4 protein-coding genes are annotated in these 24,553 nt (G+C 74.3%); all 4 read right to left on the bottom strand.

The features are described 5' to 3' along the window. Position 1 precedes the first annotated feature (1 nt). From ABGB17_RS06595 to ABGB17_RS06580, 4 genes are read right to left on the bottom strand one after another with little or no spacing between them, the layout of a single operon-like run. Positions 2-20,260 carry a non-ribosomal peptide synthase/polyketide synthase gene (locus ABGB17_RS06595; RefSeq protein WP_347626892.1) on the bottom strand — a complete coding sequence of 6,753 codons (20,259 nt, stop codon included), beginning with the start codon at positions 20,258-20,260 and terminating at the stop codon, positions 2-4. A gap of 44 nt (positions 20,261-20,304) precedes the next feature. Further along, positions 20,305-20,532: a hypothetical protein gene (locus tag ABGB17_RS06590; protein ID WP_347626891.1), complete on the bottom strand. Its 228-nt coding sequence runs from the start codon at positions 20,530-20,532 to the stop codon at positions 20,305-20,307. After that, complete coding sequence (locus ABGB17_RS06585) at positions 20,529-22,415, bottom strand: HAD-IIIC family phosphatase (RefSeq protein WP_347626890.1); 1,887 nt, start codon at positions 22,413-22,415, stop codon at positions 20,529-20,531. Before ABGB17_RS06585 ends, ABGB17_RS06590 begins: the two co-directional genes overlap by 4 nt. 44 nt (positions 22,416-22,459) lie before the next feature. After that, positions 22,460-24,547 (bottom strand): ABC transporter ATP-binding protein, encoded by a 2,088-nt coding sequence (locus tag ABGB17_RS06580; protein ID WP_347626889.1) that lies wholly within the window; start codon positions 24,545-24,547, stop codon positions 22,460-22,462. Positions 24,548-24,553: the final 6 nt, after the last annotated feature.

Genomic DNA, 24,553 nt, shown 5'->3' with positions numbered 1-24,553 from the left:
GTCACCGCTGTCCCCTTTCGCCTGCGAGCCTGATCTGGAACTCGTCGATCTCGTCCTGGCCAAGTGCCACGAAGGTGAAGTCGGACGGCGTGTGCCCGCCGCTGCCGGGGCCGGCGGTGTGCGCCACCAGGCCGGTGAGCATGGCCGCCCACCCGGTGGCCAGGTCGTGGAGGGCGGTCTCGCCGAGCAGTCCGGCGGGGCAGGTCAGGGTCAGGGTCAGCTCGGGTCCCGCCGGCAGGTCGCGCACCAGCCCTCCGGCTTCGAGGGCGTGGGACGCGGCCATCCGGGCGTCCGCGCTACCCCCGAGCACCACGTCCCCGACAGGTTGCCACCTGGTTCCGCCGATGTCATGGCCGTCCAACTGGCCGACGGACGGGGTGAACCGGCCGAGGTAGTTGAAGCCGATCTGCGGGGCCGGCGCCGCCACCAGGGCGGGGTCGGGCTCGGGGTCGAGGTGGCGCAGCACGCCGTAGCCGAGGCCGTCGCCCGGCACGGCCCGCAGTTGTTCCTTGACCTGTTTGATCAGGGTGCCCGCGGCGGGCCCGCCGGCGCGGATGCCCGCGTGGTCACGGGTGCCGGGGTCGAGGCGCACGGGGTGGGAGCCGGTGAACCAGCCGACGGTGCGGGTGAGGTCCATGTCCTCGGTCAGCGGGACGCGGCCGTGGCCCTCGACGTCCACCAGCACGCCGCCGGTGACGTCGCCGCGCCACTCGGCCACGGCGGCGGCCAGCCCGGCGAGCAGGACGTCGTCCACGCCCGCGTAGAACGCGGCGGGCACGGCGGTCAGCAGTTCCCTGGTGGTGGCGACGGGCACGGGCAGCGACACGTGGTGCATGCCGCCCGCCACGGTGTCCACCGCCGGGTCGAGGGGGCGTGCGCCGATCAGCGGGTCGGGGTCGCCGAGCAGCCGGAGCCACGCGGGCAGCTCGGCCCGCCGTCCGGGGACCTCGGCGGCCAGCGCGCGGGCCCAGCGCCGGAACGACGTGCCGGGCGGGTCGAGCGCGGGCTCGCGTCCGGCCTCCAGGGCGGTGTAGGCGGCGGCGAGGTCGGGGACGAGCACACGCCACGAGACGCCGTCGATGACGAGGTGGTGGGCCACGAGGAGCAGGTGTGCCTTTTCGGGGAACCAGACCGCCTGGAGCATCGCGCCGGCGGCCGGGTCCAGGCGCGCCACCGCGGCCGCGGTCTCCTGTTCCAGGGGGCCGGTGGCGGTGCGCAGGGCGACGGCCGCCTCGCCCTTCCCGGGGACGTGGAGGCAGCCGTCGCCGAGGCGGGCCCGCAGGATGTCGTGGTGGTCGAGCAGAGTGCGCAGCGCGGCGGCCAGCAGGGACGGGTCCAGCGGGGGGACCTCGACGAGCATCGACTGGGACAACGAGCCGCTGAGCGCGACCGGGCCCGCCCGTTCGGCCAGTTCCCGCATGACGGGGGTGAGCGGCACGGTGCCCACCGCGACGTCGGGTTCGCGGCGTGCGGGCTCGTCGGGGGCCTTGTCGGCGACACGGGCGACGGCGGCCGGGGTCTTGTGCTCGAACACCTGCCGGGTGGTGATGACAAGGCCCTCGCGGCGGGCGCGGGTGACGACCAGCATGGACATGATCGAGTCGCCGCCGAGCTCGAAGAACGAGTCGTCCGCCCCGGCCCGGTCCAGGCCGAGCACCTCGGCGAACAGGCGGCACAGCACCGCTTCGACGGGAGTCGCGGGCGCCCGCCCGGACGCCGGGGCGCCGAACTCGGGGGCGGGCAGGGCGGCCCGGTCGAGCTTGCCGTTCACCGTGACGGGCAGCCGGTCGAGCATCACGAACGCGGCGGGCACCATGTGGTCGGGCAGCAGCCCGGCGGTGTGCGCACGCAGCGCCTCGGCGTCCGCCGCGTCGCCGGTGCCGTCCCCTTCGGCGGGGACCACGTAGGCGACGAGGCGTTTCACGCCGGGCTGGTCGGCGCGGGCGAGCACGGCGGCCTGGGCGACCATGGGGTGGGCGGCGAGGACGGCCTCGATCTCGCCGAGTTCGACGCGGAAGCCGCGGATCTTCACCTGGTGGTCGGCGCGGCCGCCGAAGCGCAGGGCGCCGTCCGCGGTCCAGCGGGCGAGGTCGCCGGTGCGGTACATGCGGGCGCCGGTCCCGTCGAAGGGGCAGGCGACGAAACGTTCCGCCGTGAGGCCGGGGCGGCGGACGTAGCCGCGGGTGACGCCGGTGCCCGCGACGTACAGCTCGCCGGTGACGCCGGGCGGGACGGGGCGCAGGAACCGGTCGAGCACGTACACCCGGACGTTGGCGATGGGGCCGCCGAGCGGCACCACGTCCGGCGGGTCGGCGGGGGCCGTCCACGAGGTGACGTCCACCGAGTTCTCCGTCGGGCCGTACTCGTTGTGCAGCGCCCGGCCCGGGGCCCAGCGGCGCACCACGTCCGGCCCGCACTCCTCACCCGCGGTCACCAGGTGCTCGATGTTCCCGAGGACCGCGGCGGCGCGTTCGTCGTCCTCGCCGGCCAGGGACTCCAGCACGGTGGGGGTGAAGGTGACGGCGTTCACCGCCAGGGTCTCCAGTTCGTGCAGCAGGTCGCCGTCCCGCCGGGCGACGCACAGGGTGGCGCCGCCCGCGAGCGTCGGGTAGATCTCCGACACCGAGGTGTCGAACGACACCGAGGCGAACTGCAGCACCCGGTCCCCCGGCCCCCAGCCGTACGCGGGGATCCGCCACGCGACGTAGTTCGCCACCCCCCGGTGCGGCACGGCGACGCCCTTGGGCCTGCCGGTGGACCCGGAGGTGTAGATGACGTACGCCGGGTGCTCGGGACGCAGCGGCGCCACCCGGCCGGCGTCGGCGGGCGCGTCCGCCGGGCAGAGCGCCAGCTCGGCGGCCACCACCGGGTCGTCCCACACGTGGCGCTCGGCACCGCCGGCCACTTCGATCACAGGGGCGGAGGCGCGGGTGCAGACGACCAGGGCGGGGGCCGCGTCGGTGAGCATGGCGGCGATGCGGTCGGCGGGGTAGTCCGGGTCGATGGGGACGTACGCGGCGCCGGACTTCAGCACGCCGAGCAGGACGGCGATCAGGTCGGCCGAGCGTTCCATCGCGACGCCGACCAGGTCCTCCGGGCCGACGCCCCGGCGGATCAGCCAGTGCGCGAGCCGGTTGGCGCGGGCGTCCAGTTCGGCGTACGTCAGGCTCTCGTGCGCGGTGACGACGGCCGGGGCGTCCGGGGTGCGGGCCACCTGCGCCTCGACCAGCTCGTGGACGAGCGTGGCGGTGACGGGACGCGCGGTGGCGTTCCAGTCGCGCAGCACGCGCCGTTCCTCCTCGGGGGTGAGGAGGCCGAGGTCGCACACCCGCACGCCCGGGTCGGCGGCGATCTGCTCCAGGAGGCGGGCCAGCCTGGCGACCAGCGTCTCGGCGGCGGCCCGGTCGAACACGTCCGGGCGGTACTCCAGGCGCAGCTCCATGTCCTCGCCCGGCGTCGCGACGAAGGTGAGCGGGTAGTGGGCCGCGTCCCCGCCGCCCGCCATGGCGCTGCGCAGGCCGGGGATCTTGAGCGGGCCGCCGGGGTCGCCCGGGTAGTTCTGGTACACCATCAAGGTGTCGAAGGTGGCGGCGTCGCCGGCGACACGCTGGATGTCCGCCAGCCCGAGGTGCTGGTGCGCGAGCAGCGCCGTCTGCCGTTCGCCCAGGCCGGCGAGCAGCTCGGCGAACGGCCGGTCCGGCGTGAGGGACACCCGCACCGGCACGGTGTTGATGAACAGGCCCAGCATGCGTTCCACCCCGGCCAGCTCGGCCGGGCGCCCGGCGACCGTGGTGCCGAACACCACGTCGGACCGGCCCGCGAGCATCCCCACCAGGACGGCCCAGGCGCCTTGGAGCACGGTGTTCAGCGTCAGGCCGTGCGCCCGGGCGGTCTCGCGGAGCGCCTTCGTGAGCGGGGCGCCGGCCTGGGCCACCACGTGCCGGACCGGCTCGCCGCCGCGGTCACCCGGGCCGACGAGGGTGGGGTCGTCCACCCCGGCGAGCGCCTCGCGCCAGGCCTCGCGGGCGGCGCCGGTGTCCTGGCACGCCAGCCAGGACAGGTACTCGCGGTAGGAGGTGACGGGCGGCAGGACGGACGGGTCGCCGCCCGCCGCGTGGACCTGCGACAACTCGTCGAACAGTACGGGCAGCGACCAGCCGTCCATGACGAGGTGGTGCATGGTGACGACCATGCGGTGCCGGGACTCCCCCAGTTTGAGCAGGAGCAGCCGCAGCAGCGGCGGGGTGGCGAGGTCGAACCGGGCCTCCTCCTCGGCGGTGAGCCGCGCGGCCTCGGCGGCGGCCTGCTCGGGCGCCAAGCCGGAAAGGTCCACCTCGCGCCACGGCGGGTCCACGGTGCCCGCCACGACCTGGACGGCCTGCTCCAGCCCCGCGAGGCGGGGGAACGCGGCGCGCAGGCTCGCGTGCCGGTCCAGCAGGGCGCGCCACGAGGCACGCAGCACGCCGGTGTCCAGGGCGCCGTCGATGTCCACGAGGCGCTGCCAGATGTAGGCGTCGCGGGCCTGCTCGTCGTAGCCCGACAGGAACAGCAGGCCCTCCTGGAGCGGGGACAGCGGCCACACGTCGGCCAGCCCCGGGGTGGTGGCCTCCAGGTCCTCCACGTCGTCCTGGGCCAGCGCGACCAGCGGGAAGTCCGACGGGGTGTGCCCGCCGCCCCGGTACGCCGCCAGCCCGGTGAGCATCGCGACCCACGCGGACGCCAGCCGGTCCAGGTCCGCCGCGTCGAACAGCCCCGCCGGGCCGAAGAGCGTGACGGTCAGCTCCGGCCCGTCCGGCAGGTCGCGCACCATGCCGCCCGCCTCCAGGGCGTGCGACATCGCGATCCGCCCGTCGGTGGACCCGCCGAGCACCTCGTCCTCGACCGGCTGCCAGCTCCCTCCTGGCGCCGCCCCGAACCGCCCGAGGTAGTTGAAACCGACCTGCGGCCTCGGCAGCGCCGCGAGCACCGGAGCCGTGCCGGCGTCGAGGTGCCGCAACACCCCGAACCCGAGCCCGTCGCCGGGCACCGCACGCACCTGCTCCTTGACCCTCTTGAGCAGCCGTCCCGCGTCGGCCGCGCCGCGCCGGACCCGCTCGGTGTCGATCCCCCCGGGGTCCAGCCGGACCGGGTGCACGGACGTGAACCACCCCACCGTCCTGCTGAGATCCATCCCGTCGGCCAGTGGCACCCGCCCGTGCCGCTCGACGTCCACCAGCACCCCGCCGCCGCCTCCACGCCACTCCCGCAGCGCCGCCGCGAGCCCCGCCAGCAGCACCTCGTCGACCCCGGCGTGGAACGCCGCCGGCACCCGGGACAACAACTCCCCCGCCACCGCGCCGGGCACCCGCACCGACACCCGCCGCACGCCGTTCCCCACGGTGTCCACCGCCGGATCCAGCGCCCGCCGTGACAGCGGCGCGTCCTCCCCCGCCAGCAGCCGGGCCCATTCCCCGGCCTCCTCGGCGCTTCCCGCCCGCCCTTCCAGCTCCGCGGCCCATGTCTTGAAGGAGGTCCCCTCCGCGTCGAGCTCCGCCCCCTCGTACGCCGCGACGAGATCCGCCACCAGCACCCGCATCGAGACCCCGTCGACCACCAGGTGATGCGCCGCCACCAGCACCCGGCCCGGCGCGGCCACGACGCGCAGCATCACCCCGCCCACGGGATCCACCCCGTCCGCACCCGAGGCGACGTCCCCTCGCGTGACGCAGTCCTCGGCCCGCAGCCCTTCGCCCACCGGAGGCACGACCAGAGCCTGAGCGCCGAGGTCCAGCCGGGCCCGCAGGAGAGGACGGCGGTCGAGAACGGCCTGGACGGCGGCCACCAGACGAGAGAAGTCCAGATCCTCCGGCGCCTCCAGCAGGACGGACTGCGTCAGCACCCCCGTCAGCGCCACCTCCCCCGCCCGTTCCGCCAGCTCCCGCATGACCGGCGTCAGCGGAATCCGCCCCACCCCGTCATCACTGACCGCCTCGACCCCCCCGGCGACCACCGCGACCCGCGCCAGCCCCGCCGCCGACCGCTCCTCGAACACCTGCCGAGCACTGACCACCAGCCCCGCCCGCCGAGCCCGCGCCACGACCAGCATCGACATGATGGAATCCCCACCAAGATCGAAAAACGACTCCTCCGCCCCCACCCGCTCCAGATTGAGCACCTCAGCGAACAGCCCACAGAACACTTCCTCCGCCGCCGTGACCGGCCCCCGTCCCCCCACCCCTCCGAACTGAGGAACCGGCAACGCCCCCCGATCAAGCTTCCCGTTCACAGTGACCGGCAACGCCTCAAGCACCACCACCGCCGACGGCACCATGTACTCAGGCAGCCGCTCCCCCACGTACTCCCGCAACCCCTCGACAAGCTCCCGACCCGCCAGGACAGGGTCCTGCCCCACCAGGACAGGGTCGCCGCCCGCCAGGGCGGCACCGCCCGCACCCCCGCGCACGCCCCCGCCCGCCCCCTCCCCACCGCTGAACGTCGCTCCGTCTCGGCGCCGACGCGGCGGGACGTGGTACGGCGAATCCGCCGCCTGCATACGGCGGTCCACCGGAACCACATACGCCACCAGCCGCTTCACCCCAGGCTGATCCTCACGAGCGATCACCGCGACCTGACCCACAGCGGAATGAGAGGCAAGAACGACCTCGACCTCAGCCGGCTCCACCCGGAACCCACGGATCTTGACCTGATCATCGGCACGACCGGCGAACATCAACGCACCCGACACCGTCCACCGGGCCAGATCCCCCGTGCGATACATCCGGCCACCCTGGCCGAACGGACAAGCCACGAACCGCTCCGCCGTCAACCCCGCCCGGCCGTCATACCCACGGGCAAGACCAGAACCGGCGACATACAACTCACCCACCACACCCGCCGGGACCGGACGCAGGAACTCATCCAGCACATAGGTACAGGTGTTGTCCCGCGGCCCGCCGATCGGCAAAACCTCCGGAGCGTCGGCACCGGGAGACAGGACATACGTGGTCGCGCACAACGTCACCTCGGTCGGACCGTACAGATGATGCACCCGCAGCCCCGGCGACACCGCCAAAACCTTGCCCACCGACCCAGCGGGAACCACATCCCCACCGGTCAGCACCTCACTCAACCGGGACAACGCCTGGGGCGACTCCTCAGCCAGCACACCGAACAACCCGGCAGTGACATGGACATGCGACAACTCATGCGACTCGATCAGGTTCCCGACCGTGACCGCGTCCGCCACCCCAGCCGGCGCGACCACGACCGTCGCCCCATGAACCAGCGGGACCCATAACTCATAGGTGGAGGCGTCGAACGCATGGGGCGCATGCATCAGCACCCGATCCCCGGCACCCACCTCCCAGCCCTGGTCGGTCACCAGACCACACACACCACCATGGGTGGCCACGATCCCCTTCGGCACCCCGGTAGAGCCGGAAGTGAACATCACATACACCGACGACCCCGGGAAGACAGCGACCTCGGGCGCCGATTCCGGCTGGGCGGCCACCTGCGCGACAACCAACGGGTCGTCCCACAACACCGCCCCAGACACAACATCAGCGGTACCGGACTCCGCGATCACCAGACCAGGAGGAGCCCCCTCCAGCATCAAAGCGATCCGTTCAGCCGGATAAGCAGGATCGACAGGAACATAAGCAGCCCCGGCCTTGACGATGCCCAGCAGCACCACCACCAGATCCACCGACCGCTCCATCACCACCCCAACCCGCCCCTCAAGCCCAACCCCCCGCGCCAAAAGCCACCAAGCAACCCGATTGGCCCGCGCATCCAACTCCGCATACGACAACCGCACCCCACCGCCGACCACCGCCTCGGCGTCAGGCGTGCGAGCGGCCCGCTCCTCCACCAACCCCGCCAACGACACCCCACCCACCGGACGCCGAGTGGCGTTCCACTCCTCCACGACCATCCGCCGCTCCCCGGCGGACAGCACCTCCAGCGACCCCACCCGGACCGACGGATCAGCCACCACCTGACCGAGGACCCGCTCCAGCCGCCCCGCCAGCTCCCGCACCGAACTCTCGTCGAACACATCCGGCCGGTAGTCCAGCCGCAACTCCAGCGACTCCCCAGGCAGCACCCCGAGTACCAGCGGGTAGTGCGCCGCGTCCTCCCCGTCGAGGCCGCTCACCGTCACCCCGGCGAGCCGCAGCGGCCCGTCGGGGTCGCGGGGGTAGTTCTCGTACGCCAGCAGCGTGTCGAACGACGCCCCCACCCCGGCCGCCCGCTGGATGTCCGCCAGCCCGAGATGCTGATGCGCGATCAGCTCCGACTGCCGCCCCTGCAGCTCGGCAAGCAACGTCACGAACGGCGAGGAAGGCTCCAGACTGACCCGCACCGGGACGGTGTTCATGAAGAGCCCGAGCATCCGTTCCACCCCGGCCACCTCGGCGGGCCGGTTGGCCACGGTGGTGCCGAACACGACGTCGGTGCGCCCGGTCAGCGTCCCCACCAGGACGGCCCACACCCCCTGCACGACCGTGTTCACCGTCAGCCCGTGCGCCCGCGCCAGGTCCCGCAAGCCGGCGGACGTGGCGGGGCCGGGACGCCAGGTGAGGGTGCGGGGCACCACGGGCGCACCGCCGGGGTCCGCCGGGGCCACCAGCGTCGGCTCGGACACCCCGGCGAGGGCCGAGCGCCACGCCGAACGGGCGGCATCGGAGTCCTGGGCGGCCAGCCAGGCCAGGTAGTCGCGGTACGGGGCCGCGGGCGCCAGCCCGGAGGCGTCGCCCCCGGCCGCGTAGACGGCGGACAGCTCGCCGAACAGGACGGGCAGCGACCAGCCGTCCATCACGATGTGGTGCATCGTCACGACCATGCGGTGCCGGGACTCGCCGAGCTTGAGCAGCAGCAGCCGCAGCGCGGGCGGCACGGCGAGGTCGAACCGTACCTGCTCGTCGCGGGCGATCCGCGTGGCGTCCGCCTCGGGTGACGGCGAGGACGACAGGTCTTCCTCGCGCCAGGGCAACGTCACGCCGTCGAGGACCACCTGGATGGGCCGGGTCAGGCCCGCGGGCTGCCGGAAGCCGGTGCGCAGGCCGGCGTGCCGGTCCAGCAGGGCCTGCCAGGAGGCGCGCAGGACGGCGGCGTCCAGGGGCCCGTCGAGGTCGACGAAGGTCTGCTCGACGTAGACGTCCCGGGCCTGCTCGTCATACCGGGAGTGGAACAGCAGCCCTTCCTGCAGCGGGGACAGGGGCCAGACGTCGGTGAGCCCAGGGTCGGTGGCCTCCAGGTCCTCGATGTCGGCCTGGGTGAGAGGAACGAGGGGCAGGTCGGACGGCGTCCGCCCGCCGTCCCGGCACGCGGCGAGGCCCGTCAGCATGGCGGTCCACGCGGACGCCAGCCCGGCGAGCGCGTCCTCGCCGAGCAGCGCGGCGGGGCACACGAGGGAGAGGGTCAGCTCAGGGCCACCGGGCTGGTCGCGGACGAACGCGGCGGCCTCCAAGGCGTGGGTGGCGGCCATACGCGGGTCGGGAATGACGCTGAGCACGGTGTCCCCGGCGGGACGCCAGCCTTCCGAGGCGCCGGCGCCGTAGCGGCCGAGGTAGTTGAAGCCGACCTGCGGGACGGGCAGCGCGGCGAGTCCGGGCGCCGTGCGCGGGTTCAGGTACCGCAGCAGCCCGTACCCGAGGCCGTCCCCGGGGACGGCGCGCAGTTGCTCCTTGACGCGTTTGACCAGGCGCCCCGCCTCGGCGGCGCCGTCCCTGACCCGGGCGTGGTCGAGGGGGCCGGGGTCGAGCCGCACGGGGTGGGAGCCGGTGAACCAGCCGACGGTCCTGGTGAGGTCCATGTCGCCGGTGAGCGGCACCCGCCCGTGGCTCTCCACGTCCACGAGCACGCCGCCCGTGACGTCCAGCCCCCGGGCGCGCCGCCACTCGTCGAGCGCGCCGACGAGCCCGGCGAGCAGCACGTCGTCCACCCCCGCGTGGAAGGCCGCCGGCACCCGGGTGAGCAGCTCCCCGGTCTCGCGCAGCGGGAGCCGTGCGGTGACCCGCCGCATGCCCCGCCCCTCCAGGTCCACGGCGGGGTCGAGGGCGCGTCCCGCCACGACCGTGGCGGGCCCGTCGAGCAGCCGCCGCCACGTGGGAAGCTCGGCGACCCGCTCCTCGCTCACGGCCTCCCGCTCCAGTGCCGTGGCGAACCGCCGGAACGACGTCCCGCCCTCCAGCACCTCGCCCCGGTACGCGGCTTCCAGGTCCGGTACGAGCACCCGCCACGAGACCCCGTCGACCACCAGGTGGTGGGCCACCACCAGCACGTGCCCCGGCTCCGGGGTGGCGGACGGGACGGCGGGGTGGGCGTCGCCGCCGAAGCGGACGAACTGGATCATCGTCCCGGCCATGGGGTCCAGACGCGCGACGGCGGCGGCCGTCTCGGTGGCGGCGTCGGCGGTGGCGGCCCGGACGATGCCGGCGGCCGGCACGGCGCCCTTCTCCGGCACGGAGAGCCGCCCACCGGTGAGCCGGGCCCGGAGTACGTCATGGTGGTCCAGCACGGCACGCACGGCGCCGACGAGGCGTTCCGGCTCGACGCCGCCGGGCACCTCCAGGAGGACCGACTGCGCGAGTGAGCCGGTCAGTGCCACCTCGCCGGCCTTCTCCGCGAGCTCCAGCATCGCGGGGGTCAGCGGCACCGCTCCCGTCCCGTCGTCGGCGGCCGGCGCGGCGGAATCGGTCCCGGCGACGCGGGCCAGCGCGGCCGGGGTGCGCTGCTCGAACATCTGGCGCGCGGTGACGACGAGCCCGGCCCGGCGGGCCCGTGCCACGACGAGCATCGACATGATCGAGTCGCCGCCGAGCTCGAAGAACGAGTCGTCCACCCCCACCTCGTCCAGCCCGAGCACCTCGGCGAACAGGGCGCACAGCGCCGCCTCGGCGGGGGTCCCCGGTTCCCGGCCCCGCGTGGTCTCGTACACCGGGACGGGCAGCGACGCCCGGTCGAGTTTGCCGTTGACGGTCACCGGCAGCCGTTCCACCGTCACCACGGCCGCCGGCACCATGTACCCGGGCAGCACCGCCGCGACGGCCTCCCGCAGCGCGTCGGCGGGGGCGCCGGCCCCGGCCGGGACGACGTAGGCGACCAGGCGCTTCGCGCCGGGCTGGTCCTCGCGGACGATCACGGCGGCCTGGTCCACACCTTCGTGCGCGGTGAGGACGGCCTCGATCTCCCCGGGCTCGATGCGGAAGCCGCGGATCTTCACCTGGTCGTCGGCGCGACCGGCGAAGAGCAGGCGGCCGTCGAGGGTCCAGCGGGCCAGGTCGCCGGTGCGGTACATCCGGCCGCCCAGGCCGAACGGGCAGGCCACGAAACGCTCGGCGGTCAGGGCGGAGCGGGACGCGTAGCCGCGCGCGAGGCCGGCGCCCGCCACGTACAGCTCGCCGACCACACCGGGCGGGACGGGACGGAGGCGCTCGTCCAGCACGTAGGCGCGGGAGTTGTCCATCGGGAGGCCGAGGGGGACGCTCGCGGGGATGTCGTCGCCCGCGGCGAACGCGAGCTGGGTGGTGAAGGCGGTGGTCTCGGTGGGGCCGTAGGTGGTGCGGACCACCAGGCCGGGGTGGGCCTTCAGCAGGGCGTGGATCGCGGCGGACGACACCACGTCGCCGCCGGTGGAGACCTCGCGCACCCCGGCGAAGATCTCGGGGGACTCCTCCGCGAGCACCCGGAACAGGCCGGCGGTGGCGTGCACGTTGGTCACGCCGTGCCGGGCGATCACCCGGCCCCGGGCCGCCGCGTCCGCGGTACCGGGGGGCATGAGCACCAGGGTGCCGCCGTGCGCGAGGGGTGCCCAGATCTCGTACGTCGAGGCGTCGAAGGCGTGGTTGGCCTGCACCAGCACCCGTTCCAGCACGTCGGCGCGCCAGCAGCGGTCCAGCACGAACGCGGCCACGTTGCCGTGCGTCACGGACACGCCCTTCGGCACGCCGGTGGAGCCGGAGGTGTACATCACGTACGCGAGGCCGTCCGGCGAGAGGGGCACGTCCACGGCGCCCGCGGGCCCGGCCAGCGCCTCGGTCACCGGGACGGCGTGCAACGAAGGCAGGTCGCGGTCGGCGAGCACCAGGGCCAGGCCGGCCTCGGCGGCGACCGCCCGGAGCCGGTCCACCGGGTGGGAGGCGTCGAGCGGCACGTACGCCGCCCCGGCCTTCACCACGCCGAGCAGCACCGCGACCAGGTCGGCCGAGCGGTCCATCACCACGCCGACCCGGTCCTCGGGGCCGACGCCCCGGCCGTGCAGCCAGCGCGCCACGCGGCCGGACCGCTCGTCCAGCTCCGCGTACGTCAGCGTGACGTCCCCGCTCACCACCGCGACGGCGCCCGGGGCGCGCGCCACCCGGTCGGCGAACAGGCCGGGCAGCGTGACGTCCGGCACGGGGTGGAAGGTGCTGTTCCACTCCTCCAGCACCCGGCGCCGCTCGTCCTCGTCGAACACGTCCAGGTCGCCCGCCCGCAGGCTCGGGTCGGCCGCCACCTGTTCCAGCACGCGGACCAGCCGGGCGGCGAGGGCCCGCGCCGTGGTGGCGTCGAACAGGTCGGCGGGGTAGCTCAGGTCGCCGGTGATGCCGCCGGGGGCGCCCTGGCCGTCGCGGTGCTCGGTGAGCGTGACCGACAGGTCGAACCGGGCCGGGGCCTCGGCCTCCTCCGCGCGCACCGTCAGGCCGGGCAGCTCCCACGTGGCGGGCGGCGTGTTCTGCAGCACCAGCATGACCTGGAAGAGCGGGTGGCGGGCCAGGGACCGCTCAGGGCTGAGCTCGTCCACCAGCCGTTCGAACGGCACGTCCTGGTGCGCGTACGCCGCCAGGTCGGTCTCCTTGACGCGGGCCAGCAACTCGGCGAACGTCGGGTCCCCGCTGACGTCGGTGCGCAGCACCAGCGTGTTCACGAAGAACCCCGCGAGGTCGTCGAGCGCCGAGTCGCCGCGCCCGGCGACCGCGGTGCCGACGGGGATGTCGGTGCCCGCGCCGAGCCGGGACAGTGTCATCGCGAGCGCCGCCCGCACGGCCATGAAGAGCGTCACCGCGCCCCGCCGGGCCGCCTCGACCAGCGCGGCGTGGGTGGCGGCGTCCACGCGCACCGGCACGGACCCGCCGCGGAACGACGGCACGGCGGGCCGCACCCGGTCCACCGGCAGCGCCGTCTCCTCCGGCAGCCCCGCCAGGGCCTCCCGCCAGTACCCGAGCTGCTCGCCGGCCAGGCTCGCGGGGTCGCCGGCGTCCCCCAGCACCTCGCGCTGCCACAACGCGTAGTCGGCGTACTGCACCGGCAACGCCGACCACGCCGGGGCCGCGCCCCGGCACCGCGCCGCGTACGCGTCCCGCAGGTCCCGGGCGATCACGCCCATGGACCACCCGTCCACCGCGATGTGGTGCGCCACCAGGGCGAGCACGTGCTCGTCCGCGCCGGTCACCAGCAGCTCGGCCCGCCAGGGCCGGTCCCGCGCGAGGTCGAAGCCCTGCGCCATGACCTGGGCGAGCACGGCGGGCGCCTCGTCGGGGGTGACGTGGCGGACGCGCAGCGGCGTCCCGCCGTCCATGATCTCCTGCCGGGGCACGCCACCCGTCTCGGGGAAGACGGTGCGCAGGATCTCGTGCCGTCCCGCCACGTCGGCGAGCGCGGCCTCCAGCGCCGCGACGTCCAGGTCCCCGGTGAGGTGCAGGGCCAGCGGCGCGTTGTACGCCGCCCCGGCCCCGGCGGCCTCCAGCCCGCTCAGGAACCACATGCGCTGCTGCCCGTACGACAGCGGCACCACGTCCGGCCGCTCCCGCGCCGTCAGCGCGGGCCGCGGCCCGCTTCCCCGGCCGTCCTCCACTAGCCGCGCCAGCCCGGCGACGGTAGGCGCCGCGAACAGGTCCCTGATGGTGACCTCCACGGCGAGCACCGCCCTGACCCGCACCACCAGCCGCATGGCCAGCAACGAGTCACCACCGAGCTCGAAGAACGAGTCGTCCGTCCCGACCCTCCCGGCTCCCAGCACCTCACCGAACAGCCCGCACAACACCTCTTCCACAGGGGTGGCAGGGGCCCGCCCCGCCCCGCCCCCGACCGCGGGCAACGCCGCCTTGTCCACCTTCCCGTTCGCCGTGACCGGCAAGGTGTCCAACCCCACGATCACCTGCGGAACCATGTACTCGGGGAGTCTCTCTCCGGCGTGCCGCCGCAGCTCCACGGCATCCACCGGCGAGGCACTCCCGAGCGGGACAATCCCAGGCGCGGCACTCCCGGGCGAGGCACTCCCGGGCGAGGCACTCGCGAGCGGGGCATCCCCGCTCCCGCCACCCGTGTGCGCATCCTGACGGCGCCGGTACGGCGGGACGTGGTGCGGCGAATCCGGCGCCGCCGTGCGGTGGCCGGCCGGGACCACGTAGGCCACCAGGCGCTTCGCGCCGTCCACCACGACGGAGGCATGAGCGACGGCCGGGTGGGCGGCCAGCACGGCCTCGATCTCGCCGAGCTCGATGCGGAAGCCGCGAAGCTTCACCTGCTCGTCGGCGCGGCCGGCGAAAAGCAACTCGCCGCCGGCGGTCCAGCGGGCCAGGTCCCCGGTGCGGTACATGCGGCCGCCGTACGGGCAGGCCACGAAACGGCCGGCGGTCAGGCCGGGGCGGCCCGCGTAACCCCGGGCGAGGCCGGGGCCCGACACGTACAGCTCGCCGGTGACCCCCGGGGGGACGGGCTGGAGGAAGTCGTCCAGGACGTAGACGCGGGTGTTCCAGATCGGGGCGCCGATGGGCACCGAGGCACGGCCCGGCCGCGGGGACAACGCCCGCGTCATGGTGGCGCAGACGGTGGTCTCGGTGGGGCCGTAGGCGTTGATCATCCGGCGGGACGGCGACCACACGTCCACCAGCTCAGGCGGGCACGCCTCCCCGGCCACGACCAGGGTGACGAGATGCTCGGGAAGCTCGTCGACCTGGGCCAGGACCGGGGGCGGCAGCGTCACATGGGTGATCCGGTGGTCGGCGAGCAGCTCCTCGACCCGCCCGAACGGCGGCATGCGGTCGGCGGGCGCCAGTACGAGCGTCGCGCCCGCCAGCAACGCCATGCAGATCTCCGAGACCGCCGCGTCGAAGCCCAGCGCGGCGAACTGCAGCACACGAGACCCCGGCTCGACACCGAACCGCTCGATCTGAGACCCGGCCAGCCCCGCGACACCGGCATGCGAGACCACCACTCCCTTCGGGGTGCCGGTGGACCCGGAGGTATAGATGACATAGGCCGCCAGCGCCGGATGCAGCGGGACAACCCCGGCACGACTCCTGGCCCCCTCGGCCACCGCCGCGGCGTTCCACACCATCGGGCCGGCGTCCATGCTCCCGGGCATCTCGGCGGCCACGCCGGGGTCGACCAGGGCGGCGTCCCCGCTCCGGGACATCTCGGCCGTCACGACGGGGTCGTCCCACACCACCCGGGCCACGCCCTCGGGCAGCACCCCGGCGGTCGCGGCCGTGCACAGCACCACCGAAGGAGCGGCTTGCGACACGATGAAGCCGATGCGCTCGACGGGATACGAGGGGTCCACCGGCACGAACGCCGCCCCGGCCCTGGTGATCCCGAGCAGCACCGCCACCAGTTCGGCCGAGCGCTCCAGCACCACCGCGACCCGGTCCTCGGCCCGCACCCCGCGACGGGACAACCACCCCGCCACCCGGGACGCCCGCTCCTCCAGTTCCCGGTACGTCCAGACCGCGTCCGGCGCGTGCACGGCCACCGCGTCGGGGGTCCGCCGGGCCTGGGCGAGGAACAGCTCGGGCAACGTCCCGGCGGGGACGTCATGGCCGGTGGCGTTCCACGCGTCGACGACGGCCCGCCGTTCGTCCTCCTCCAGCAGGTCCAGCCGCCCGACGCGCAGCCCGGGGTCCGCCGCGACCTGTTCGAGCACCCGCCCGAGGCGGCGCAGCAACAGCTCGGCGGTCGGGTGGTCGAACAGGTCGGCGGCGTACTGGACGAGACCGTCGATCCCGGCGGGGGCCCCCTGGCCGTCCCGGCGTTCGGTCAGGTCGAGGGACAGGTCGAACCGTGCGGGCACCGCCTCGGCCGGCAGGTCGGCCTCGTCGAGGGCCGTGACCCGCAGGCCGGGCAGCTCCCAGCGGGGCGCGGGCACGTTCTGCAGCACGAGCATGATCTGGAACAGCGGGTGGCGGGCCAGCGACCGCGCGGGGTTCAGCTCCTCCACCAGCCGGTCGAACGGCACGTCCTGGTGCGCGTACGCCGCCAGGTCCGCCTCACGCACCCGCCCCAGCAACTCCGTGAACGTCGGATCCCCGCTCACGTCCGTCCGGAGCACCAGCGTGTTCACGAAGAACCCCGCCAGGTCCTCAAGCGCCTGATCCCCCCGCCCGGCCACCGCGGTACCGAGGGGAATGTCGGTCCCCGCCCCGAGCCGGGACAACAACGCCGCGAGCGCCGCCTGCACGACCATGAAGGTCGTGGCTCCGCACCGCTGCGCGACCGCCACCAGCCCCGCGTGCACGTCCGCCCCGAGCGCGAACGGCACGGTGCCGCCCCGGAACGACGCCACGGCGGGCCGGCTCCGGTCGGCGGGCAGGGAGAGCTCGCCGGGCAGCCCGGCGAGCGCCTCCCGCCAGTGGCCGAGCTGCGCGTGGAGCAGGCTCCCGGGGTCGGCGGCGTCGCCGAGCACGTCGCGCTGCCAGACCGCGTAGTCGGTGTACTTCACGGGCAGCGGCGCCCAGTCCGGTGCCTCGCCCGCGAGCCGGGCGGCGTAGGCGGCCCGCAGGTCCCCGGCCAGCACCCCCTTGGACCACCCGTCCACGGCGATGTGGTGCGCCACCAGCACCAGCACGTACTCGTCCGCGCCGGTCACCAGCAGCTCGGCCCGCCACGGCAGGTCGCGCGCCAGGTCGAACCCCTGCCCGGTGATCGCGGCCAGATCGACGTCCAGCGTCTCCCGCACCCGCAGCACGGGGTGGGCGCCGGGGCCGGTCAGCACACGCGGGTGCGGCACGCCGCCGGTGGACGGGTAGACGGTGCGCAGGGTCTCGTGGCGGTCGGCCAGGTCGGCGAGCGCCGCCTGGAGCGCGGGGACGTCCAGCGGCCCGCTGATCGTCAGCACGACGGGCACGTTGTAGGCGGCGCGGGCCGCGGCCTCTTCGAGCTGGTTGAGGAACCACATGCGCCGCTGCCCGGACGACAGCGGCGCCCCGCCGGACGCCGCGGGTGTGATCGGCGGACGCACACCGGCGCCCCTGCGGTTCCCGGCGAGGCGGGCGACCTGCGCCGCCGTGGGCCCGCGGAACAGGTCGCGGATGTTCAGCTCGGTGTCCAGCACCGACCGCACCCGGGAGATGAGGCGGGTGGCCAGCAGCGAGTCGCCACCGAGCGCGAAGAACGACTCCTCCGCCCCGGCCCTTTCCAGCCCGAGCACCTCGGCGAACAGCCCGCACACCACTTCCTCCAGCGGCGTGGCGGGCCCGCGGCCGGCGCCGCCGAACCCGGGTGCGGGCAGCGCCGCCCGGTCCAGCTTGCCGTTGGCCGTCACGGGCAGGGCGTCCAGCACCACCACCGCGGACGGCACCATGTACTCGGGCAGCCCGCGCGCCGCGAACGCCCGCAACGTCCCGGGGTCGGCCCCGTCGCCGGCCGGGACCACATAGGCGACGAGCCGCCTGACCCCCGGCTGGTCCTCACGGGCGATCACGGCGACCCGTCCGACGCTGTCGTGCGCGGCCAGCGCCGCCTCGATCTCGCCGAGCTCGATGCGGAACCCGCGGATCTTCACCTGGTGGTCGGCACGCCCCATGTACAGCAGCTCGCCGCCGGGTGTCCACCGCGCGAGGTCGCCGGTCCGGTACATCCGCCCGCCGAACGGGGACGCGACGAACCGCTCCGCCGTGAGCCCCGGGCGCCCGGCGTACCCGCGCGCGAGCTGCGCACCCGCCAGGTACAGCTCGCCGGTCACCCCGGGGCCGACCGGCCGCAGGCAGGCGTCGAGCACGTGCACCTGGGTGTTCCACACGGGGTGGCCGATCGGCACCGCGCCGGACGGCCCGTCCTCGGCGCAGTCCCACGAGGTGACGTCCACCGCGGCCTCGGTCGGGCCGTACAGGTTGGACAGGCCCGCCCCGAGCAGCCCCCGGAACTCGGCGACCAGCTCGGCGGGCAGCGCCTCGCCGCTGCACACCACCCGCCGCAGCCCGGCGCAGTCCCCTGGCCGCACCTCACGCAGGAACGACCCCAGCATGGACGGCACGAAGTGCATGACGGTCACGCCGTACCGCTCGACGGCCTCCACCAGGTAAGCGGGGTCCCGGTGCCCGCCGGGCCTGGCCATCACCAGGCCGGCCCCCACCAGGGACGGCCAGAAGAACTCCCACACCGACACGTCGAAACCGGACGGCGTCTTCTGCAGCACCCGGTCGGCCGGGGTCAGCGCGAACTCGTCCTGCATCCACAGCAGCCGGTTCACGATGGACGCGTGGGAGACCACGGTGCCCTTGGGCCGCCCGGTGGAGCCCGAGGTGTAGATCATGTACGCGGGCAGCCCCGGCGGGAGGTCCGTCTCCAGCGGTGACGCGGGCATCGCGGCGATCGCGGCGACGGTCGCGGGGTCGTCCCACGACTCCCCCGTGCACACCACGGACGGCGCGGCGTCCTCCAGGATGTAGGAGATGCGCTCGGCGGGGTACTCGGGGTCGATCGGCACGTACGACGCCCCGGCCTTCAGCACGCCCCACAGCGCCACCATCAGGCCGGCCGAGCGTTCCATCAGCACGGCCACCCGGCTCTCCGGCCCCGCTCCCTGCGCGCGGAACCACCGGGCCGCCTGGTCGGACCGCGCGTCCAGCTCGGCGTACGTCAGCGAGGTGTGCTCGTCGACGACGGCCACGGCGTCCGGGGTGCGGGCGGCCTGCGCGCGGAACAACGCGGGCAACGTCGTCGCCGGCACCGCGGCGCCGGTGTCGTTCCACGACGACACGACGCGGGTCAGCTCCCCGGCGTCCAGCACGTCGAGCCGCCCGACCGGCGTGCCCGGCGCGGCGGCGGCGTGGCGCAGGAAGGTGACGAACGCCCGCTGGTGGGCGGTGAAGTCGTCCACGCCGGGCGAGGAGACGTCCCCGTCCACGTCGATCCGCATGCGGCCGTCGCCCGCGCCGCCCCGCACGGTGATCATGAGGTCCTCGACGGGCGGCACCGACAGGTCGTGCGCCGACGCGCGGGCCCCGGCGAAGTCCAGGTCGCGGTCGAAGGTGACCACGTTGACCAGCGGCCCGAAGTGCCGCTTCCCCGCGGGCCAGTCGAGCTCACGGCGCAGTTCCTCGCCCCGGTACCGCTGGTGCCTGGCGACGTCGCGCAGTTCGTCGCGCACCCGCCGCGCCAGGGTGAGGACGTCGTCGGCGGGGTCCACCCGCAGCCGCATCGGCACGATGTTGGCGGTGGTCGCGGGCGTGCGCCCGGACAGCGCGGTGACCCGCCCGGTGACGACGACGCTGAACACGACGTCGCGCACACCGGCGATGCGGGCGAAGTACGCCCCCGCGGCGGCGATCACCACGTTGGGCCAGCCGACGTCGGCCGTGCCGGCCGCCTCCCGCACCCGCCGGGCGTCCTGCTCGTCCAGGTGGGCGGTGCCGCGGCGGAACACCGCTCCGGCGGCGCCGCCGACGGGCAGGCTCACCGGGTCGGGCCGGTCGGCGAACCGCGCGGCCCAGTGCTCGCGGTCGGTCTTGTGCGCGGCGGACCCGGCGTAGGCGTCCTGCTCGGCCAGCAGCTCCCCGACCGTGCCGAACCGCGCCGCGGGGCAGTCGGCGCCGCGGGCCAGTGCGCTGTACAGCTCGGCGACCCGCCGGCCGAAGATCGCCCAGCCGTAGGCGTCCATCACCACGTGGTTGTAGCGGTGGTACCAGAACCACCGGTCCTCAGCGATCTTGAAGAGGGCCTGCGCGAACAGCGGGTACGCCAGCGGGTCGGCCGGGCGGCCCATCTCCTCGCGCATCCACGCCAGCGCCTCCGCCTCGGGCCGCTCCCCCGCGCTGAGGTCGAGCACGTGCAGCGGCCAGTCCACCGGCTCGGCCACCTGCCACGGCCCGTCCGGCTCCTCGACGATCCGCAGGTTCAGCGACTCGGTCTCCGCGACGGCCCGCCGCAGCGCCTCCTCGAACAGCGTGGGGTCCACCGGCCCGTCGATCTCCAGGTACTCGCCGGAGTTGTAGACCGGGCTTGGGTCACCGATGCGCTGGGCGAGCCAGATGTCGTACTGCGCCGCGGACAGCCGGAAACGGCGGATGCGCTGAGCCATGCGAGCCCCTCACTACAGGTACGTGCGATGCGTTGCGGACGGCGTCAGCCGGTCGTCGCCAGCCGGTAGATGGACCGCAGGTCCGGCGCGTCGAGCAGGTCGATGACGCTGATGTTCCGCCCGGTCCGCGCTTCGAGGACCGTGACGAGCCACAGCAGGTGCAGGGAGTCCCAGCCGGGGATGTCGTCCAGCTCCCGGCCGGCGTCGGCGACGGTGAGCGGCAGGGACAGCTCGTCGCTGACCAGGGCGATGAATTCTTCGATGGTGTTCACGCGGGTTCACCCTCGGGGGTCTGCAGGCGGATGTGCGCCGGCGGGGGCGCGATCCGCGTGAGCCCGTGCCGGAAGGTCACCGTGTCCCCGCCGGGCGGCCCGGCGGGCACGAAGCCGTTGCGCGGGTAGAAGTCGGCGACGCGCTTGTTCTTGGCGGTCGCGCGGTAGGTGCCGAGCACGGCGGCGGCCCCGGTGTCACGGGCGTGCCGCAGCAGCCAGTTCAGGCACGACTCCTCGATGGAGCGGGAGAAGACCCGGCAGCTCAGCAGGAAGTTGTCGATGCGCAGCAGGTCGCCGTCGCGGCGGGCCAGCACCGCGCCGACCAGCCCGTGGTCGCCGAACCTGTCGCCCGCGTGCACGGCGAGCGGCAGGGCGGTGACGTCCCTGACGAGTTCGAGGACGTCCCTGGTCTGCAGGCGCCGCCCGGTCAGGTTGAACTGGTTGGTCCGCAGGGTGAGCTGCGAGACCCGGGCCGCGCCGGCCTCGGTGACCGGCTCGATCCTGACGTGGATGTCCAGTTCACGCAGGTAGTCCTGGGTGGAGGCGAAACCGTCGAGGAAGCTCATCCGCGCGGCCTCGTCGCGGTAGCGGCGGGTCCTGGCGCGGTCGTCCGCGGTGACCTCGCGCACGTCGAACCACCCGTCACGCAGCAGGCTGCGCGCGTGCAGGGCGGGGTCGCCGTCCAGGTCCACGACGGCCACACCGGGGTGCTCGCGGCGCACCAGTTCGCGTTCGAACGCGCTGTCGTCGGCGAACACGAAGCTGTCGGCGGCGAGGCCCAGGTTCTCCGCGAGGCGGGCGATGTTGTCGTGCTTGGGCTGCCAGTTGGCGATGACCTGCACGAAGTCCTGCTCGCCGAGCGCCATGCGGGGGTGCTCGCGCAGCGCGCGGTCCACCAGGGCGGCCTCGTTCTTGCTGACCACGGCGAGCAGCACCCCCTGGTCGCCGAGTTGCTTGACGACCCGCTGGAAACCGAGGAACGCCTCGCCGCGGCGGCCGTCGCCGACCTCGATGCCCTCCACGCCGTCGTCGCCGAGCACGCCGCCCCACAGGGTGCCGTCCAGGTCGAGCACCAGGCACTTCTTGGCGCGCCCGGTGATCTGCCTGGCCAGGTGGCCCACCTCGGTGGCGTAGGCGGTGAGCATCTCGCCGGTGAGGTGCATCTTGGCGTGGACGCTGAGCCGGTCGTCGGTCACCCGCACGCCCTCGGCGGCGATCGGGTCGAGGTCCAGCACCACCACCGACGCGCAGGTCTCGGCCAGGCGCAGCAGCCGGGTGTTGACGTCGCGCCACACGACGCCGAGCTCGGCACGGGAACGGTGGTCGACGAGCTGCGCGATGTACCGGCGGGGCAGCGGCATGGTGTTGAGCACCAGGGTGCCGGCGCCGGTCTCGTCGAACCGCGCGGCGAGCCGTTCGATCACGCCGATGCGCTCGTCGGCGGCGCGCCGCACGTCGCCGGGGCGCCAGGGCACCGGCACCTCGTCGAACACCACACCCGCGTCGAGGACGCAGAGGATCAGGTCCGGGTGGGCCCGGCGCAGTTCGCTGCCGGGGTCGAGCAGGTCGAAGACGTAGTTGCCGAAGTCGGTCGGCACCGGGCGCGGCACGAGGCCGTGCCGGGCGAACTGCGCGGCGAGCGCCGGGATCAGCGGCGCGAGGGTGCCGTGCCCGGTGACGCCGACAGTTACGGCGGGCAGCGCCGGGTGCGCGCGGGTGATCTCGCCGGGGTCGAGCCGGGCGAGCAGCCGCCCGGCCCGGTCCAGCTCCGGCCCGGCGAGCCGGTCCACCAGCCCGCCGGCCCTCGGGTACTCCGCGATGAGGCGTCCCGACTCGGCGAGTTCGCGCAGCCTCGCCGCCGCGTCCTGCGCGGACACGTCCATGGTTGTTCGCAGCCCTTCTCGTGCGACTCGTCGGATCGGGCCGGTCACATGCCGGGGGGCAGGGGCGCGCCGCCGCCGAGGATCTGCAGTGGCGGGGGGCCGGGCGGCAGCCCGTTGTCGCCGGGCGAACCGGGGGGCGGGCCGGGCGGGCGCCCGTAGGACACGCCGGGGCCGTTCGGCAGCGGAGGCAGGTCCGCTCCGTTCGGCGGCGGGCCGCCGCTGAGCTGGAGCACCGGCTCGGCGGTGTGCCCGTTCGCGAACTGGGTGCGGTACAGCTCGGCGTACAGCCCGTTCATGGCGAGCAGTTCCTCGTGCCGTCCCTGTTCCTTGATCTCGCCGTGCTCGACCACCAGGATCAGATCGGCCTCGCGGATCGTGGACAGCCGGTGCGCGATCACCAGGGAGGTTCGCCCGGCGAGCGCGGTCTTCAGCGCCCGCTGCACGGCCGCCTCCGACTCGGAGTCCAGGTGCGCGGTGGCCTCGTCGAGCACGACGACCGAGGGGGACTTCAGCAGCAGCCGCGCGAGCGCGATGCGCTGTTTCTCTCCGCCGGACAGCCGGTAGCCGCGGTCACCGACCACGGTGTCGAAGCCGTCGGGCAGTGACGAGATCAGCTCCCAGATCTGCGCGCCCTTGCACGCCTCGACCAGCTCGCCCTCGGTGGCGCCGGGGCGGGCGTACATGAGGTTGCCGCGGATGGTGTCGTGGAACAGGTGCGCGTCCTGGGTGACCATGCCGATGGTCTCGCGCAGCGAGTCCAGGGTCAGGTCGCGCACGTCCACGCCGCCGATGCGCACCGTGCCCGAGTTCGGGTCGTACAGCCGGGGCACCAGGTGGGTGATGGTCGTCTTGCCGGCGCCGGACGGCCCGACCAGCGCGGTGAGCTTGCCCGCGGGGGCGCGGAACGACAGGTCCCGCAGTGTCCAGGCGTTGTCCCTGCGTTCCTGCGACGGCAGCGCGATCGACTCCAGGGAGGCGAGCGAGACGTCGCGGGCGGCCGGGTAGCGGAAGGTGACCCGTTCGAACTCGACCTCCGGCGCGGTCTCGCGGCCGGACACGGCGGGCAGCGCGACGGCGCCCGCCCTCTCGGAGATGAGGGGCTTGAGGTCCAGCACCTCGAAGAGGCGGTCGAAGCTGACCAGGGCCGTCATGACGTTGGCCTGCACGCTGGAGAGCTGGTTGATCGGCCCGAACAGCCGGGTGAGCAGGGTGGCGAGGGCCACCAGGGTGCCGATCTCGAACGCGCCGTTGACGGCGAGCGTGCCGCCGATGCCGTACACCAGCGCGGTGGCGATGGACGCCAGGAAGGTCAGGGTGACCAGCAGCATCTTGGTGTAGACGTTGAGCACGACGCCGATGTCGCGCACGCGGCCCGCCTGGCGGCGGAACAGCGCGGCCTCGGAGGCCGGGCGGCCGTACAGCTTGGCCAGCAGCGCGCCCGCCACGTTGAAGCGCTCGTGCATGAGCTGGCTCATCTCGGCGTTCGTCTCCATGGACTCGCGCATGAGCCGCTGCATGCGCCGCCCGATGATCCGGCCCGGCAGCACGAACAGCGGCAGGGCGATCAGGGCGAACACGGTGATGACCCAGGACAGGTAGAACATCGTGCCGAGCACCAGCGCCACGGCGATCGCGCTGGACACGACGGTGGACAGCAGGGTGGTGAGGGCCTGCTGTGCGCTGATCACGTCGGTGTTGAGCCGGCTGACCAGCGCGCCGGTCTGCGCCCGGGTGAAGAACGCCAGCGGTTGCCGCTGCACGTGCTCGAAGACCTCGGTGCGCAGGTCGTAGATCATGCCTTCGCCGATGCGGCCGGACAGACGGCTCTGGAGGTACTGCGCCAGCAGCTCCAGCACGGCGAGCCCCGCGACCACCGCCGCGACGACGGCGACGACGCCCGCCTGGCGGGGCATGATGCCCTCGTCGATGAGGACCTTCAGCAGCAGGGGGCTCGCCGCGGTGATCGCCGCCTCGGAGACGGTCACGACCAAAAGGAATGCGATGACCCAGCGGTACGGCCGGGTGTAGGGGAGGATCCGCTTCACCGTGCCGGCTTTGATCTTCTGGCGGGCCGATCCGGATTCCTCGCCGATCCCATGTATCACGAACTGGGGGCCCGAGCCTCCGATCATGACGCG

Source organism: Sphaerisporangium sp. B11E5, assembly GCF_039871875.1.
Classification (GTDB): Bacteria; Actinomycetota; Actinomycetes; order Streptosporangiales; family Streptosporangiaceae; genus Sphaerisporangium.
The sequence above is the reverse complement of the archived record's forward strand: the minus strand, read 5'-3'. Positions and strand labels throughout refer to the sequence as shown.

What these genes read in the sequence shown, in the direction of transcription:
- ABGB17_RS06595 (WP_347626892.1), bottom strand. Translation starts at nt 20,260, where the DNA reads ATGGCTCAGCGCATCCGCCGTTTCCGGCTGTCCGCGGCGCAGTACGAC.
- ABGB17_RS06585 (WP_347626890.1), bottom strand. Translation starts at nt 22,415, where the DNA reads ATGGACGTGTCCGCGCAGGACGCGGCGGCGAGGCTGCGCGAACTCGCC.
- ABGB17_RS06580 (WP_347626889.1), bottom strand. Translation starts at nt 24,547, where the DNA reads ATGATCGGAGGCTCGGGCCCCCAGTTCGTGATACATGGGATCGGCGAG.